The sequence below is a fragment of the Actinomadura sp. J1-007 genome (assembly GCF_009793335.1).
Classification (GTDB): domain Bacteria; phylum Actinomycetota; class Actinomycetes; order Streptosporangiales; family Streptosporangiaceae; genus Spirillospora; species Spirillospora yumaensis.
Window position 1 is genome coordinate 940,132 of sequence record NZ_WING01000001.1, and the last position, 14,864, is coordinate 954,995.

General features: G+C 70.1%; 14 protein-coding genes. 5 read left to right on the top strand and 9 right to left on the bottom strand.

Translation table 11 applies throughout. From position 1 onward, the window contains the following. Positions 1 to 63: 63 nt before the first annotated feature. Positions 64 to 1,509 carry a gamma-aminobutyraldehyde dehydrogenase gene (locus GEV43_RS04230; RefSeq protein WP_160819557.1) on the bottom strand — a complete coding sequence of 482 codons (1,446 nt, stop codon included), beginning with the start codon at positions 1,507 to 1,509 and terminating at the stop codon, positions 64 to 66. Positions 1,510 to 1,669: 160 nt separating this feature from the next. Here GEV43_RS04230 and GEV43_RS04235 point away from each other — a divergent pair, with 160 nt between their 5' ends. Both GEV43_RS04235 and GEV43_RS04240 read left to right on the top strand, forming a co-directional pair. Further along, complete coding sequence (locus GEV43_RS04235) at positions 1,670 to 2,137, top strand: Lrp/AsnC family transcriptional regulator (RefSeq protein WP_160819558.1); 468 nt, start codon at positions 1,670 to 1,672, stop codon at positions 2,135 to 2,137. Between the two features lie 131 nt (positions 2,138 to 2,268). Next, positions 2,269 to 2,532, top strand: a complete 264-nt coding sequence (locus GEV43_RS04240) for a DUF1778 domain-containing protein (protein WP_160819559.1) — start codon at positions 2,269 to 2,271, stop codon at positions 2,530 to 2,532. Between the two features lie 1,718 nt (positions 2,533 to 4,250). Here the strand turns inward: GEV43_RS04240 and GEV43_RS04245 are convergent. Then, a complete protein-coding gene (locus GEV43_RS04245) occupies positions 4,251 to 4,694 on the bottom strand; it encodes an HIT family protein (RefSeq protein WP_309239443.1) in 444 nt (147 codons plus the stop codon). A gap of 955 nt (positions 4,695 to 5,649) precedes the next feature. Between GEV43_RS04245 and GEV43_RS04250 the strand changes: the two genes are divergently transcribed. Beyond that, entirely contained in the window at positions 5,650 to 6,420 is a 771-nt protein-coding gene (locus GEV43_RS04250; protein WP_160819560.1) for an ATP-binding cassette domain-containing protein, read from the top strand. Then, the gene (locus GEV43_RS04255) at positions 6,417 to 7,106 is read left to right on the top strand and encodes a hypothetical protein (RefSeq protein WP_160819561.1); all 690 of its coding nucleotides are present in this window, start codon (positions 6,417 to 6,419) and stop codon (positions 7,104 to 7,106) included. The genes GEV43_RS04250 and GEV43_RS04255 overlap by 4 nt, the downstream gene beginning before the upstream one ends. 134 nt (positions 7,107 to 7,240) lie before the next feature. On the opposite strand, the gene GEV43_RS04260 is transcribed toward GEV43_RS04255, so the two are convergent. The 3 genes from GEV43_RS04260 to rlmN all read right to left on the bottom strand — a co-directional run bounded on the left by GEV43_RS04260 (position 7,241) and on the right by rlmN (position 9,963). Next, the gene (locus GEV43_RS04260; RefSeq protein WP_160819562.1) at positions 7,241 to 8,086 is read right to left on the bottom strand and encodes a DUF1963 domain-containing protein; all 846 of its coding nucleotides are present in this window, start codon (positions 8,084 to 8,086) and stop codon (positions 7,241 to 7,243) included. A gap of 110 nt (positions 8,087 to 8,196) precedes the next feature. Then, on the bottom strand, positions 8,197 to 8,703 hold the full coding sequence (locus tag GEV43_RS53595; protein WP_160819563.1) for a DivIVA domain-containing protein: 507 nt from the start codon (positions 8,701 to 8,703) through the stop codon (positions 8,197 to 8,199). Between the two features lie 69 nt (positions 8,704 to 8,772). Then, a complete protein-coding gene (gene rlmN, locus GEV43_RS04270; RefSeq protein WP_175249975.1) occupies positions 8,773 to 9,963 on the bottom strand; it encodes a 23S rRNA (adenine(2503)-C(2))-methyltransferase RlmN in 1,191 nt (396 codons plus the stop codon). Between the two features lie 72 nt (positions 9,964 to 10,035). On the opposite strand from rlmN, the gene GEV43_RS04275 reads away from it, so the two are divergent. Further along, positions 10,036 to 11,265, top strand: a complete 1,230-nt coding sequence (locus GEV43_RS04275; RefSeq protein WP_241682782.1) for a suppressor of fused domain protein — start codon at positions 10,036 to 10,038, stop codon at positions 11,263 to 11,265. A 59-nt stretch (positions 11,266 to 11,324) separates the two neighbouring features. On the opposite strand, the gene GEV43_RS04280 is transcribed toward GEV43_RS04275, so the two are convergent. From GEV43_RS04280 to tsf, 4 genes are all read right to left on the bottom strand, one after another. Further along, positions 11,325 to 12,176 (bottom strand): phosphatidate cytidylyltransferase, encoded by an 852-nt coding sequence (locus tag GEV43_RS04280; protein ID WP_160819564.1) that lies wholly within the window; start codon positions 12,174 to 12,176, stop codon positions 11,325 to 11,327. A 260-nt stretch (positions 12,177 to 12,436) separates the two neighbouring features. Then, complete coding sequence (gene frr / locus GEV43_RS04285; protein ID WP_160819565.1) at positions 12,437 to 12,994, bottom strand: ribosome recycling factor; 558 nt, start codon at positions 12,992 to 12,994, stop codon at positions 12,437 to 12,439. A 101-nt stretch (positions 12,995 to 13,095) separates the two neighbouring features. Next, complete coding sequence (gene pyrH, locus GEV43_RS04290; RefSeq protein ID WP_175250311.1) at positions 13,096 to 13,794, bottom strand: UMP kinase; 699 nt, start codon at positions 13,792 to 13,794, stop codon at positions 13,096 to 13,098. Positions 13,795 to 13,984: 190 nt separating this feature from the next. Beyond that, positions 13,985 to 14,821: a translation elongation factor Ts gene (tsf, locus tag GEV43_RS04295; RefSeq protein ID WP_160819567.1), complete on the bottom strand. Its 837-nt coding sequence runs from the start codon at positions 14,819 to 14,821 to the stop codon at positions 13,985 to 13,987. Positions 14,822 to 14,864: the final 43 nt, after the last annotated feature.

Genomic DNA, 14,864 nt, shown 5'->3' on the forward strand with positions numbered 1-14,864 from the left:
GGGAGCCGAGACGCCGCGACCGGGCACCGGCCCGCAGGCGCCGCGGGCCTCGGCCGGGACGGCTCAGGAGCCGATGTAGTGCATGACGTGCTTGATCCGCGTGTAGTCCTCGATGCCGTACATCGACATGTCCTTGCCGTAGCCGGAGTGCTTGAAGCCGCCGTGCGGCATCTCCGACACGAACGGGATGTGCGTGTTGACCCAGACGGCCCCGAAGTCGAGGGCCTTGCTCATCCGCATCGCGCGGCCGTGGTCGCGGGTCCAGACGCTCGCGGCCAGGCCGTACCTGACGCCGTTGGCCCAGCGCACGGCCTGCTCCTCGCCCTCGAACCGCTGCACCGTGATGACCGGCCCGAAGATCTCGTCCTGCACCATCTCGTCGTCCTGGCGGAGCCCGCCGACGACCGTGGGCGCGTAGAAGTAGCCGCGCTCCCCGACGCGCCGCCCTCCCGCCAGCACCTGCGCGTGGTCCGGCGCCCGGTCGAGGAAGCCCTGCACCCGCGCGAGCTGGCCCGCGCTGTTGACGGGCCCGTAGTACGCGCCGGCGTCGCTCGGCGGACCGACCGCGGTGCCCCGCGCGGCCTCGGCGAGCGCGGCGGTGAAGTCGTCGGCGAGCCGTTCGGCGACGAGCACCCGCGTGGCGGCCGTGCAGTCCTGCCCGGCGTTGAAGTAGCCGGCCTCCGCGATCCCGGACGCGGCGGACGCCACGTCGGCGTCGTCGAACACGACCACCGGCGCCTTGCCGCCGAGTTCGAGGTGCACCTTCTTGAGGTCCTCGGCCGCGGTCGCCGCCACCTCCATCCCGGCCCGTACGGACCCGGTGATCGAGACCATCTGCGGCGTGGGATGCCCGACGAGCGCCCGCCCCGTGTCGCGGTCGCCGCACACGACGTTGAACACCCCGGGCGGCAGGAACCCGGCGGCGATCTCCGCGAGCAGCAGCGTGCTGGCGGGCGTGGTCTCGGACGGCTTGACCACCACGGTGTTGCCCGCCGACAGCGCCGGCCCGAACTTCCAGACCGCCATCATCATGGGATAGTTCCAGGGCGTCACCTGCGCGCACACCCCGATCGGCTCGCGCCGTACCGACGAGGTGTGGCCGGCCAGGTACTCGCCGGTCGCCTTGCCCTCCAGCACCCGCGACGCGCCCGCGAAGAACCGGAGGTTGTCCACCATCGGCGGCACCTCCTCCTCCGCCGTGAGCCGCAGCGGCTTGCCGGTGTCGCGGCTCTCCAGCCGGACGAGCTCGTCGGCGCGCGCCTCCACCGCGTCCGCGAACCGCAGCATGGCGAGGCTGCGCTCCGACGGCGTCGCGTCGCGCCAGCCCGGGAACGCGTCCGCCGCCGCGCGGAACGCCGCGTCGACGTCCTCGGCGCCCGACACCGGGGCCTCGGCGTAGACCTCACCGGTGCTGGGATCGACCACCTCCAGCGTCCGGCCGTCCTTCGCGTCGGCGTACTCCCCGCCGATAAAGTTGCGCAGCCCGATCCTGCCGTCGCCGGTCGTCATCGACCCTCCCTATGGCCGCCGCCCGATCTGTCCCATACGCCCGACCCTGACAGAGGTTCCGGGGCCTGACAAGTGATTCCGTTGTTACGATCGAATTTCACGACGAATTCCCTTGGCCCACACACTTCACAATCACGATGCCGCAGCGAGGAGACCCACGATGACCGACCGCCGGCGCCTCGCCGTCCAGCTCGACGAGACCGCCAAGCAGATCATCGAGCAGCTCCAGCAGGACGGCCGCCGCTCGTACGCGGCGATCGGCAAGGCGGTCGGGCTCTCCGAGGCCGCCGTCCGCCAGCGCGTCCAGAAGCTCCTGGACACCGGCGTCATGCAGATCGTCGGCGTCACCGACCCCCTCATGCTGGGCTTCTCCCGCCAGCTCATGATCGGCGTCAAGTGCGAGGGCGACCTGGAGCGCATCGCGGACGAGCTGGCCGCCGTCGAGGAGATCGACTACGTCGTCATCACCGCCGGCTCGTTCGACGTCCTCCTCGAACTCGTCTGCGAGGACGACGAGCAGCTCCTCCGCCTGCTCGGCCGCATCCGCGCCGTCCCCGGCGTCGTCTCCACCGAGAGCTTCGTCTACCTCAAGCTGCGCAAGCAGACCTACTCCTGGGGCACCCGCTGATTTTTCGGCCCATTCGAAGCAGGAATGGGCATGTCTCATACGAAACAGCCCAATATTCTCCTTCTTGGTGGGGATGCGGCATCAACGCGCTCCGGCGTATTTTCTAGATGCTGCAAGGAAGGAGACCGGCCATGTCTGAGTCGGTTCGCCAGGACCTTCCCGCCACCGAGGATCCCATCGAGTTCCGGACGACCGAGGAGCAGAACCTCGTCATCCGGAGGGCGGCCGAGCTGATCGGCTGGACGGTCCCCCAGTACGTACTGTCGGCCGCCCTGGACAGGGCCGAACGCGACCTGTACGAGCACGCCGCGGCCTCCGAACGGACCGCACCCCGTATCCCCACCGACGCCGACGAGGCCGAACCCTACGTAGCGGTCATCGCCGCCCTAGGCTGAGGCCCCCTCCCCACGCGCCCGCCCAGCCCCCGCGGGCGCCCCCTCACCCCCGCCCAAACCCCCCGCCTCCACCCCCCGCCCTCGCCCTCACCCCCGCACCCGCGCTCACACTCGCCCTCGCCCTCGCCCTCGCCCTCGCCCCAAGGTCCCACTCCCCAGCCCTCTCCTGCCCACCCAAGCTCTCCTCTGCCCCCACACCCCCTCACCCACGCGGCAACCCTGAGACACACCGTCAATACCAGCGCCCCCCAGACCGCAACCGCCCCACAGCCCCACCGAGGACGTACTGCTGAACAATCCAGGTGGTGCCGCGCCGCCAAACGGCTGGAGAGATGCTGCACATAAGCGAACGGTGTGAATGACGTGAATGCTGTGCCCCTTGGTGCTCGCTGGCGCGGCCCCAATCAAGGCAGAGCCAGGTGTGAAACAAGGAGCAACGAACACACCACTGCGTTCCGAGCAGGCGTGTGCGGGTTAGGAGCAGACAGCCCCGGCAGCGCGAGTCGTGGGCGAGGACGTGGGGGCGGAGAGGGAGATGCTCGCGAAGTGTCGTACCAGGGGCGAGTAGAGCAAGTGAACGAGTCACAAGACATTGGCGCGCCCAGATGCGACAGCGACGGTTTAGATCCAAGCCACAGCGTCCCGTGCACATGAGAGCGCGAAAAATAAGGCCCTAATCCAGTTTGCGCAGCACTCGCCCATCCCCCAGTACGGTTCCACTCCCTTCTACATGGAAGACGCGACCTTCAATTCCTTTATGAGCGTCGCCATGGCTCGACTCCGCCCATTCGACAGCACCGCCAGCTCACCCGTTACGTGACACGCACTTTGCGGATTGCCCAACACCCTCAACGTTTCGAGCCAGCAGATACCTCACCGCACCCCAACGCCCCTCGGCCCGTGAAAATAGCAGGCTCCTCACCCCCGCCCCTCCGGAACGTCAGCACGACTCCCCCGCGACCGCTGACACGACCGGAAGCGAGACGCCCAGCCCACCTCCAAGCCGACAACAGACGCGCCGCCCTCCTCCCAACCAAGCGATCACCCCCTTCAGAGGAAACACTCCTGCCCACCCTTCACAAATACCCTTGCGATCCCCGAAGCCCCCCGGCCGCCCCCTGACACAACAGCACAGATTCCCATAGAAAGCTGTTACGACAGAAGAACTCCACCTAGTCCCGACGCATACCGTCCACACTCAGCACTAGAACGACACGCTCAACGAGACGGCCCCCACCCGGCGTGGAGTAAATGGCCAACCGCAACCCCATCCTGCAAGAAATATTTTGCGTCGGACGGGCCGATTCCGGCCCCGATCCCTCAACGCCGGCTCCCACAGGCGCGTGCTGAGCCAGATGACCCCAACTCCACTACCGAAACACAGCCGCCTCCGCGCTCCAAGAAGCGACATCCCCCCACAAACCCACGCCCCCCCCGCAAGACCATCTCCGAGCATCCTTCGAATACCTAGCGAGCACTGCCAAGCCCCCACACCCCCAGCACCCAGCACCCAGCACCATCAGGCACACCAAGCGCACTGCTAAACGCACTGCCAAGCGCACCACGCACCGCCAAGCGGCACCGAGCACCGTCAAGCAACGCTGAGCGCTACAGCCCACCCCGCCCCAGGCAGTGGGCCAACGCCGAGGCTCTGGCCAGGATTGGACGGATCCCAACACCGCGACCGAAATCCCGGGAACGTCCTCACCCTTGAACGGTCATCGCCCTTGAACGGTCATCGCCTCGGCCAACCGCGAGGCGTAGTCGGCCGCCTCGGCGTCGGACTCGTACTTCCCACGCGGCCAGAAGAACCCGCGTAGGCCGTCCTTGCGGTTACGGGGCACCACGTGCACGTGCAGGTGCGGCACGCTCTGGCTGATCCGGTTGTTCATCGCCACGAACGAACCGGCGGCGTCCAACGTCGACTCCATCGCCCCAGCGAGACGCTGCGCAAGCTGGAAGAACGGGCCCACCAGCTCAGCGGGCAGATCGGTCAGCGTCTCGTAGTGCTCGCGCGGGACCAGCAGCGTGTGGCCCTTGAACAGGGGCCGCGTGTCCAGGAACGCCACCGCGTCCGGCTCGTCCAGCACCACGTACGCGGGCCGCTCCCCCTTGATGATCTCGCAGAAGACACACGGCTTGCCCGACACCGGATCACTCATGCGCGGCATTCTCCCACCAGCGCTCCCTGCCTCCGGCGCGCACGCCCCCGCACGCCCCCGCACGCGCGGGGAGAACACGAGCGCGAGGATGCTCGACCAGTTCGTCCCCGGTCCACCCCCGCTCGCGCGGGGAGAACGGCACCCGTACGCGACGCCATCACGCATCACCCGGCCCCCCGCTCGCGCGGGGAGAACGGCTCGATGGTCTCGATGCGCAGGACGGTGACCGGACCACCCCCGCTCGGTCGCGCACGCCCCCACACGCCCCCGCACGGTCGCGCACGCCTCCACACTCCCACCACACCGCCCCCGCACCGCACCCCACACCGCCCGCGCGCCCTACACACCCACCGCACCACACCCTGCACCACCCGCACGCCCCCCGCACGCCCCCCGCACGGCCCCCGCACCGCACCCCGCACCACCCCGCACCACCCCGCACGGCCCCCGCACCGCACCCCGCACCCCGCACCACCCCGCACGGCCCCCGCACCGCACCCCGCACCGCACCCCGCACCACCCCGCACGGCCCCCGCACCGCACCCCGCACCACCCCGCACGGCCCCCGCACCGCACCCCGCACCACCCCGCACGGCCCCCGCACCGCACCCCGCACGGCCCCGCACGCCCCCACACACCCGCCGCACCGCACCCCGCACTGCCCCGCACACCCCGCTCGGCCCCACACACCCGCCGCACCGCACCCCGCACCGCGCCGCATGCCCCCGCACGGCCCCACACACCCGCCGCACCGCACCCCGCACCGCGCCGCATGCCCCCGCACGGCTCCCGCACGGTCGCGCACGCCCCCGCACGCCCCCCGCACTGCCCCGCACGGCCCCGCGCACCCCCGCACGGCCCCGCACGCCCCCGCGCGGCCCCCTACGGTCCGGTCACCACCGAGTGTCTCGGGCTAACGTCGCCTTTACCCATGGGCCGCTACCGTCCGTAGCCTATGCGGCTGGACAACGTTGCCTTCCGTTATCACCGGAGGGCCCCGTGGGTTCTCCAGGACGTCGACCTCGCGCTGCCTCCCGGCACGGTGACCGAGGTGACCGGCCACAACGGCGCGGGGAAATCTACGCTCCTCCGCGTCATCGCCGGGCTTCGCTCCCCCACCCGCGGGACGATCACCGACCGCCCTGAACGCGTCGGCTACGCACCAGAGCGCTTCCCGGTCGACCAGCCTTTCACCGTGCGGGCCTACCTCGGCCATATGGCCGCCATACGCAAGATCCCGAACGCGCGCACTGCCATCGCCGCATGGGCCGAACGACTGGCGTTCGATCACCTCCTCGACACACGCCTACCGGAACTCTCCAAAGGCAGCGCGCAGAAGGTCGGCCTCACCCAAGCCCTCCTCGATGACCCGGGCCTGCTCATCCTGGACGAACCGTTCGCCGGCCTGGACGCCGCGACCCGCGACGCGCTTCCGACCCTGATCGGCGACCTGTCCGAACAGGGCACGACCATCGTGGTCAGCGACCATCAACGCTGCATCGAAGCCCTCCCAGGAGTGGCCCGCGTCCGCGTCGCCGACACCACCGCGACGCTCCTGCCCGCGACACAATCAACCACCGCCGAGGACGGCGTCCGGCCCATGGCGGCGGTCGAACAGGAGGAAGGCATGGCCTTGCTGGAGGTCTCCGTGCCGCTGGACGAGGTCGAGACGCTGGAGAACAAGCTGCGCGCGGACGGCTACGAGGTGCGGAGGCGGGACACGTGATCGCCCTGGCACGGTTCCAGATCGTGGGGTACGTGCGCTCGCTGCGGGTGCTGCAACCGGTGATCGTCGTACTCCTCATCATGATGTTGGTACTCCTCCAGAAGCCCGGCGGGATCGATCGGACAAGGCTGGCGGTCGGTTCGTTCGGTGACGTGGCGGCGTTCATGTTCCCCGTGTGGGCGTGGACGGCCCGCGCGCTCCTGGACACCCAGCCGGACGAGCAGCGTGCCCTGTCTGCGACCGCGGCGCGTGGGCGGACCACGCCCGTGTGGGCCGGCCTCCTCGCGGCGTACGCGGTGAACATCGGGCTCGGGGTGCTGGCCTTCGCGGCACCGCTGGCGTATGCCCCCGGTGCCGGAGTGGGCGGCGGCGCGATGCTGACCGGTACCGCCCTCGGACTGCTCGTCGCGGTCGCCGCCACGCTTCTGGGCGCCTGGACCAGCCGCGCGATCATTCCGGACGCCGGCGTTTCGCTGCTGGCCCTCCTCGGCGGCGTGGCCGCCGCGCTCCTTCTCGGGCTCGGTTCCCTTTCCTGGCTGTCGGTACCGATGATCGAATGGCTGCGCGCCGGCAACCACGGCGCCACCGAGTTCGTCTCCGACTTCCCTCCGATCGCGCTTCATCTCGCCCTCTGGTCGCTGGCGGTCGGCACCGCATACGTCCTGACGTCCCGCACACGGCCCTGACTCCTCACATCGCGGCCACCCATAGACGCCACCCACCCCTGTCTCGCCCTCGATCGCTCCTCGCCCATCACCACGAACGACCATGAGCGGCCAGGAACGGCCAGGAACGGATCGTCTCGCGCGGTTCGCGTTGCTCACGTTGGTTGGAGGGATTGGACGGTCAGCCATGTTCGTTCGAGCGGCTGGTCTTGGTGGGTGCAGAAGTACACGCGGCCCGGGTCGCCCCAATGCCAGCCGAGGCGGGCATCGGAGTCGAGTTGCAGGAGCAGGCGCCACCGTTCGGCCTCGGCCAGCTCCTCCTCGGGGAGTTCGCCGAGACCGCCCGCAGGGAGATCGACGGGGCGGCCGGACGAGGCGTAGAGGCAGTCGGTGCCGACGGGGCGGCGCACCAGTGCCGGCCAGCCCCCGAGCTGGTGAACGGGCGTGTCGTCGGGCCAGGCGTGCTGCGCCCAGGACACGTGGAGCTGCTCGTACACGGCGAGGGTGCCGGGGTAGTCCTGCTCCAGGCGCTGGACCGCGAGCTCCTGCGGGGACGGGAGGGACAGGAACGGCGCGGCGCCGACCAGGCATTGCGGGCAGGCCACCGCGTCGGGCGGGGCCTCGACCTCGCTCAGGTCGCCGGCGAACACCCGCCAGCCGTCACGCTGGGACGGGTCGTCGCCCCACGGGCGTGCGGCGCCGTTCGCGTAGTAGAAGGCGGCCGAACCTCCGCCGGGCAGGCCGGGGACGGGCCCGAGCGCGGCCGCCAGCTTCGCGAAGTCGACGGCGCCGAGGAACGCCAGGGGACGCCCGTCCCACATGGGCCACGGCTCGCCCGGAGGGAGGAGCGGCGTGCCGCCGAACCGCACGGGGACGCCGCCCTCGCCGCCGAGCCGCAGGGCGGGCCTGGCCAGGCTCAGGAGAGCGCCGATGACCTCGGGGGCGAAGAACACGCCGAACAGGGAGCGCAGCCGCTGCCGCTGCGCGTCGAAGTGATCCATGTCACGAAGCGTCGCGCGGATCGCCGCCGAACGCCACCCCGGATCAGACCTGTGGATAACTCGCCGCCCGGACGTCTCCGAAGCCGCTGCACGGGCTGTTCGGGCCCAGGTCAGCGGCGTTCCAGGGCTCCGGCGAGCTGGTCCAGGAAGCGGTCGACCTCCTGCTCGTCGTAACCGGGGCCCAGCCGCACCGACCGGAAGACGCATTCGCGCACGTCACGGGCCGTGATCGGCGGGGCGACGCCGCGCAGCCCGGCGATCGTGCGGTCGAGGAACGCGTCCACCTCGCGGACGTCGTACCCGGTGCGCAACCCCGCGCCGGAGAACCGGGCGTTCTGGATCCAGTTGATCAACCAGCCGGGATGCACGCGCGGGCGCCCGGGGCGCTCCCCGATCGGCGCCACCGCCTGCAACTCCCTGATGCACTCCTGGACGAGGGCGTCCACGGCGCTCGGCTCGTATCCGCGAAGGACGGTGTCGAACCTCGTCGCGCGCACGTCGTCGGCCCGGAGCGCCGGTCCGCCGTTGAGCGCCTTGGCGACCCGTGCGAGCAGGTCGTCCACCTGCGCGCGGTCGTACCCGCGCAGCGCCACCGGAAGGCGCGTCCCCTTCTTCACCGGCTCCGGGCTCCTCAGCGTGTGCTCCCGCGCGCCCGCGGGAACGCGAGGAACGCGTCCGCCGGCCGCCTAGTCCTTCGTCGCCGCGGCCAGCTGGCCGCAGGCCCCGTCGATCTCCCTGCCCCGAGTGTCGCGCACCGTGACCGGAACTCCGTGGGCCTCCAGGCGCCGGACGAACTCCCGCTCGTCCTGCGGGCGCGACGCGGTCCACTTGGAACCCGGCGTTGGGTTCAACGGGATCAGATTGACGTGTACGAGGTGGCCGCGCAAGAGCTTCCCGAGAAGATCGGCCCGCCACGCCTGGTCGTTGACGTCCTTGATCAGCGCGTACTCGATCGAGACGCGGCGCCCGGACCGGTCCGCGTACGCCCAGGCCGCGTCCAGGACCTCGGAGACCTTCCAGCGGTTGTTGATGGGGACGAGGTCGTCGCGGAGCTCGTCGTCGGGCGCGTGCAGGGACACCGCGAGCCGTACCGACATGTCCTCGGCGGCGAGCTTCTCGATCGCCGGGACGAGGCCCACGGTCGACACCGTCACCGAGCGCTGCGAGATGCCCAGCCCCGCGGGCGCGGGATCGGTGATCCGCCGGACGGCGCCGATGACCGCCTTGTAGTTGGCGAGCGGCTCGCCCATTCCCATGAACACGATGTTGGAGACCCGTCCGGGCCCTCCGGCGACGCGCCCGCGCGCGAGGGCACGCGCCCCGGCGGCGACCTGCTCCACGATCTCGGCGGTGGAAAGGTTGCGGGTCAGCCCCGCCTGCCCGGTAGCGCAGAACGGGCAGTTCATGCCGCATCCCGCCTGGGACGACACGCACATCGTGGCCCGATCCGGGTAGCGCATGAGCACCGACTCGAAAAGGACGCCGTCGAACGCCTTCCAGACGGATTTCAGCGTCTTGCCACCGTCACAGGCCAGTTCGCGCACGGACGTGAGCAGAGGCGGCAGCAGCTCCGTCGCGAGCCGTTCCCGGACCTCGGCGGGCAGGTCGGTCATCTCCGCGGGGTCGTCCACCAGGCGCGAGAAGTAGTGCCGGGAGAGCTGGTCGGCCCTGAACGGCTTCTGCCCCAGCTCGGTGACCGCCTCGCGCCGTTCGGCGACGGTCAGGTCCGCGAGATGGCGCGGCGGCTTCCCCCTGCGCGGTGCGGCGAAAACGAGCTTCGGAGGCGTCTTCTTGCCCCCCGCCCCGGCGGCGGACGACTCGGTCGGCTCGGCGGGAGGGGTGATGGGCTCAGCGGCGGGCTCGGTGGTGGCAGACATGGTCCTTCCAGTGTCGCAAACCTTCGTTGATGCCTCGTCCGTAAGGCGCGCTCCGTTCGGCAGGCGTTTTGCATGGGACGGCCCCTTACGCGCGCGCAGGACGCGACATCCCTGCACACGGCCTTGTCTGCGGCTAAGGTCTCGATCATGTCGGTTTTGCGCAGGGGTTCCGCTTCGCCCCGGGGCTCCACGACGGTCGTCCATACGGAGACGAGCCCGTACGGGAGCCGTCGGCTCGTCGTCGAGTCCGACGGCGCCGTCACGGCCGCCTACTTGAAGGACCATCGGGACGCGGTGGTCGGGGCCGCGTGGGTGACGAACCACGGTGACGCGCCGTCCGATCTCGACAGGACGCGGCTGGATGCGGGGCAGGTGCCCCTCCTGCCCGCCTCCCACGTGCGTTTTCCCGAGGGACGCAAGGAACTGGACGAGTCCGCCCTAGAGGTGGTCTGGTTCGAGGAGGGCGACGGGGTCGCGATCCTGGAATCCGGCGATCCGATCTGCGTCATCCCGGGCTGGTCCGACATGAGCAGGGGAATCCCCGGATACAGCCGCGACGTGACAGCGCAGAGCCCGTTCGCGTTCCCGCTGGAGGACGAGCTCAAAGACTTCCTCCCCCGGATCGAGCATTCGCGGGAGCACTGGGAGGCGTGCAGGGCGGACGGGTCCTGGGCCGATTTCCAGCAGTCCGTTCTGGGTCATCTGTTGCAGCGCCTCGGTCCGGGTGGCCACTACTGGCACGACGTAGGGCGGCAGCTTCCGGGAGGCCGCGGCGGCGGCGTCCCCACGGTCGGGGTCACGGAACGTCCCGCGCGCGGGGATCGCTCCTTCACGGTGCTGAGCACCGTCGGGATGAGCCGTCAGCGGATGCCCACCGTCGAACTGTACGAGGACGACGTCGCTCCGCACTCCCGTATCGAGCTCGCAGTGGCCACGTCCCTGCCCAGCCAGCGCGCAGGCAGCATTTTCCCCTGGCTCGCCCAGTATCCGTGGCGTTCGGTGACCTGGTTCGCGCCAGGGGACGTGGTGAAGTGGTACCACGAGTCCGCCACCTTCCCCCTCAGCACCGGTGACTCCGTCTGGGAGGGCGTTCTGCTCCTGGAGGACCCGAGCAGGCTCGCGGGGCCCGTCGCTCCCGGCCTGACCGGCCTCCACGTAGGGGGCGACCCGGTCCGCTGGCTATGGCTGGTGCCCATCACGGGCGAGGAGCACCGTTACGCCAAGAACGAGGGCTCGGACGCCCTGGTGCGGCGTCTGGCGCAGCAAGGCCGCTCCTGGGTCGTCTCGGCGACGGGCGACTAACGGCCTCGTCTGCTGGGAAACGGCGCCACTCCTAGGCGCCCCAGGGCGGCTTCCGCCGCTCAGCCGGGCGGAACGAAGAGTTCCAGGAGCAGCCAGACGACGGGGGCCGTCGCGACGAGGGAGTCGAGGCGGTCCATCACGCCGCCGTGCCCGGGCAGCAGCGTGCCCATGTCCTTGATGCCGAGGTCGCGCTTGATGACGGACTCGACCAGGTCCCCGAGGGTGGCGGTCACCACGGCGGCGAGGCCGATCAGCACCCCCTGCCACCACCGGCCGTCCTCCGGGAGCCACCCCACCAGCCACGCCCCGACGGCCATGCAGGTCAGCGCGGAGCCGGTCAGGCCCTCCCACGTCTTCTTCGGGCTGATCGCGGGCGCCATCTTGTGCTTGCCCAGGAACGCCCCGGCGAAGTAGCCGCCGATGTCGCTGGCGACGGTCACGGAGATGAAGATGACGATGCGGTGGTCGCCGTCGTCCGGGCGCATGAGCAGCGCCACGATGCCGCCCATCAGCACCAGGTAGCCGGTGAGGAACATGCCGGCCGTGACGTCGCGGACGTACCCGTCGGCGCCCTCGAACATCCGCGTCATCAGCAACGCCAGCACGGTCAGGGACACGACGGCGACGAGGCCCGTGGTGTCCCACACGTACGCGCAGACGGGCGCGGCGACCATGCCCGCCGCGAGCGTGACGAACGGGACGCGGATCTCCCTGCTCCGGAACGCGTCGCTCAGCTCGCGCAGCCCGAGGACCAGGAAGACGACCATGACGCCAAGGAAGATCTCCTTGACGGTGTAGAGCGAGAGCAGGACCAGAGCGCCGAGCGTCAGCCCGACACCGATGGCGAGCGGAAGGTTGCGCCCCGCTTTCCCTTGCGCGGCCGCGTTTCCGGGCGCTTCTCCGTCGGACATCGTTCCTGCACTGTTGTCATGCGTATCCGCAGCGCGCTTCGGCGTCGCGGACGCCGCATCACGCCCCGGCGCAGCCTCGTCATCGAAGTTCGAAACGGCGGATGCCCGCGGGGGCGTGGTCGCCCCGCCGGACTCGTCAGCGCGTTCGGCCGCCGCCGTACGCGCACGCGCCGCCTCGTGGCCGGATGCGGCCTCCGGCGGGGTGGGAGCCTCCGGCTCGCCCGGGGAGCCCGCGGGCCCCCCGGTCTCGTCGAGTTCCATCAAACCTCGAGCAGTTCGGCCTTCTTGTGCTCAAGGAGCTCGTCGATCTGCGCCACGTACTTGTGCGTGGTGTCGTCGAGCTCCTTCTCGGCACGCCGGACCTCGTCCTCGCCCGCCTCGCCGTCCTTGACGAGCTTGTCGAGGGTGTCCTTGGCCCGCCGCCGGATGTTGCGGATGGAGATCTTGCTGTCCTCCGCCTTGCCCCCGGCGACCTTGATGAACTCCCTGCGGCGCTCCTCGGACAGGTCCGGGAACACCACGCGGATCACGTTGCCGTCGTTGGTCGGGTTGACGCCGAGGTCGCTGTCGCGGATCGCCTTCTCCACCGCCTGCATCGACGACTTGTCGAAGACCTGCACGATGACCATCCGCGGCTCGGGCAGCGTGAACGACGCGAGCTGGTTGATCGGCGTCGGCGTCCCGTAGTACTCGGCGGTGATCTTGTTGAACATGGCGGGGGTGACGCGGCCGGTCCGGATGGCCTGGAAGTCCTCCTTGGCGACCGCGACCGCCTTCTCCATCTTCTCCTCGGCCTCGAGGAGGGTCTCGTCGATCACTTCGGCTCCCGTGTCATCTGGTCGGCCTTGTCCCTTGCCGGTGATACGTCCCTTACCGGTGAGCCAGAGAAGTCTCGCCGGTGGAGCGGTGCTGCGGTCGGTCAGCCCTCGGCCGGGCTGACCAGCGTGCCGATCTTCTCACCCCGGACGGCCCGGACGATGTTGCCCTGCCCCATGAGGTCGAAGACCACGATGGGCAGCGCGTTGTCCATGCAGAGACTGATGGCCGTGGCGTCCATGACCTTCAGTCCACGTTGTAGGACTTCACCGTAATCCAAACGGTCGAATTTGACTGCGTCCGGATTCTTGCGGGGATCCGCGTCGTACACACCGTCCACCTGTGTCGCCTTCAGCACCGCGTCCGCGCCGATCTCCAGCGCACGCTGCGCTGCGGTGGTGTCGGTGGAGAAGAACGGCTGCCCGAGCCCCGCACCGAAGATCACCACGCGGCCCTTCTCCAGGTGCCGGATGGCGCGCCGCGGAATGTACGGCTCGGCGACCTGGCTCATGGTGATCGCGGTCTGCACCCGGGTGTCCAGGCCGAGCTTCTCCAGGAAGTCCTGGAGGGCCAGGCAGTTGATCACCGTGCCGATCATGCCCATGTAGTCCGCGCGCCCGCGGTCCATGCCCCGTTCGGCCATCACGGCGCCGCGGAACATGTTGCCGCCACCGCACACCACCGCGACCTGGACGCCGTCGGCGACGGCCTCGGAGATCGCCTCGGCCACGTGCTGCACGACCTCGGGGTCGATGCCGAGCGGCTCGCTCCCGGCGAACGCCTCGCCGGACAGCTTCAGCAGGACCCTCTTCCACCCTCCGCGCGGCGCGTGGCTGGCGTGGTCCCCGTCGTGGCCGTCCGGAACGGGCGAGGGCTCCCGCCGCCCGGACGACGAGGCCGCCGTCGCGCTTGGGTTCGTTGTCTCCGGCACGTCGGCGGCCTCCTCGTTGCGTCGCGGTATCTGGCGGGTCCCTGTCGTCTCCAGAGTGCCCTTACGCCTGCCCGACCTTGAACCGGGCGAAGCGCACGACCTTCACGCCGGCCTCGTCGAGGACCTTGGCGATCGTCTTCTTGTTCTCCTTGACGAACGCCTGCTCGACCAGGACGAAGTCGCGGAAGTAGGCGTTGACCCGGCCCTCGACGATCTTGGGGATGGCCTGCTCGGGCTTGCCCTCGTCGCGGGTGAGCTGCTCGGCGAGCGCCCGCTCCTTCTCGATCGCCTCGGCGGGGATCTCGTCACGGGTGAGGTACTTGGGGGCCATCGCCGCGATCTGCTGGGCGATGTCCTTGGCGACCTCGGCGTTCTCGCTGTCGAGCTCGACCAGCACGCCGGTCGTCGGCGGCAGGGACGGGTCGGACTTGTGCAGGTAGCTGGCCACGTACACGCCCTTGAAGTGGGCGAAGCGGCGCAGTTCCAGCTTCTCGCCGATCTTGGCGCTGTTCTCCTCGATCAGGGCCTGGACGGTCTTGCCCGGCTCGATCTCGGCGGCCAGCACCGCGGCGGCGTCGGCCGCGCCGTTCTTGCTCGCGAACTCGACCAGGCGGTTGGCCAGCTCGATGAACTGCTCGTTCTTGGCGACGAAGTCGGTCTCGCAGTTCAGCTCCAGCAGCGCGCCGTCGCCGGAACCGTCGAAGTACTCGGCGACGAGTCCGTTGGCCGCGGTGCGCTCGGCGCGCTTGCCGACGTCCTTGGCGCCCTTCAGGCGCAGCAGCTCGGTGGCCTTCTCGAAGTCGCCGTCGGCCTCGGTCAGGGCGTTCTTTACCGCCATCATGCCCGAGCCGGTCAGGTCGCGAAGCCGCTTGACGTCAGCGGCGGTGAAGTTCGCCATCGCTCTCTTCGTCTCTGTCGTGGTCGGAAAGGCTGAGGGGAGA

Excerpts from the sequence above, each read along its gene's own strand:
- GEV43_RS04230 (WP_160819557.1), bottom strand. The coding sequence starts at position 1,509 with ATGACGACCGGCGACGGCAGGATCGGGCTGCGCAACTTTATCGGCGGG.
- GEV43_RS04235 (WP_160819558.1), top strand. The coding sequence starts at position 1,670 with ATGACCGACCGCCGGCGCCTCGCCGTCCAGCTCGACGAGACCGCCAAG.
- GEV43_RS04240 (WP_160819559.1), top strand. The coding sequence starts at position 2,269 with ATGTCTGAGTCGGTTCGCCAGGACCTTCCCGCCACCGAGGATCCCATC.
- GEV43_RS04245 (WP_309239443.1), bottom strand. The coding sequence starts at position 4,694 with ATGAGTGATCCGGTGTCGGGCAAGCCGTGTGTCTTCTGCGAGATCATC.
- GEV43_RS04250 (WP_160819560.1), top strand. The coding sequence starts at position 5,650 with ATGCGGCTGGACAACGTTGCCTTCCGTTATCACCGGAGGGCCCCGTGG.
- GEV43_RS04260 (WP_160819562.1), bottom strand. The coding sequence starts at position 8,086 with ATGGATCACTTCGACGCGCAGCGGCAGCGGCTGCGCTCCCTGTTCGGC.
- rlmN (WP_175249975.1), bottom strand. The coding sequence starts at position 9,963 with ATGTCTGCCACCACCGAGCCCGCCGCTGAGCCCATCACCCCTCCCGCC.
- GEV43_RS04275 (WP_241682782.1), top strand. The coding sequence starts at position 10,036 with ATGGGACGGCCCCTTACGCGCGCGCAGGACGCGACATCCCTGCACACG.
- GEV43_RS04280 (WP_160819564.1), bottom strand. The coding sequence starts at position 12,176 with ATGTCCGACGGAGAAGCGCCCGGAAACGCGGCCGCGCAAGGGAAAGCG.
- tsf (WP_160819567.1), bottom strand. The coding sequence starts at position 14,821 with ATGGCGAACTTCACCGCCGCTGACGTCAAGCGGCTTCGCGACCTGACC.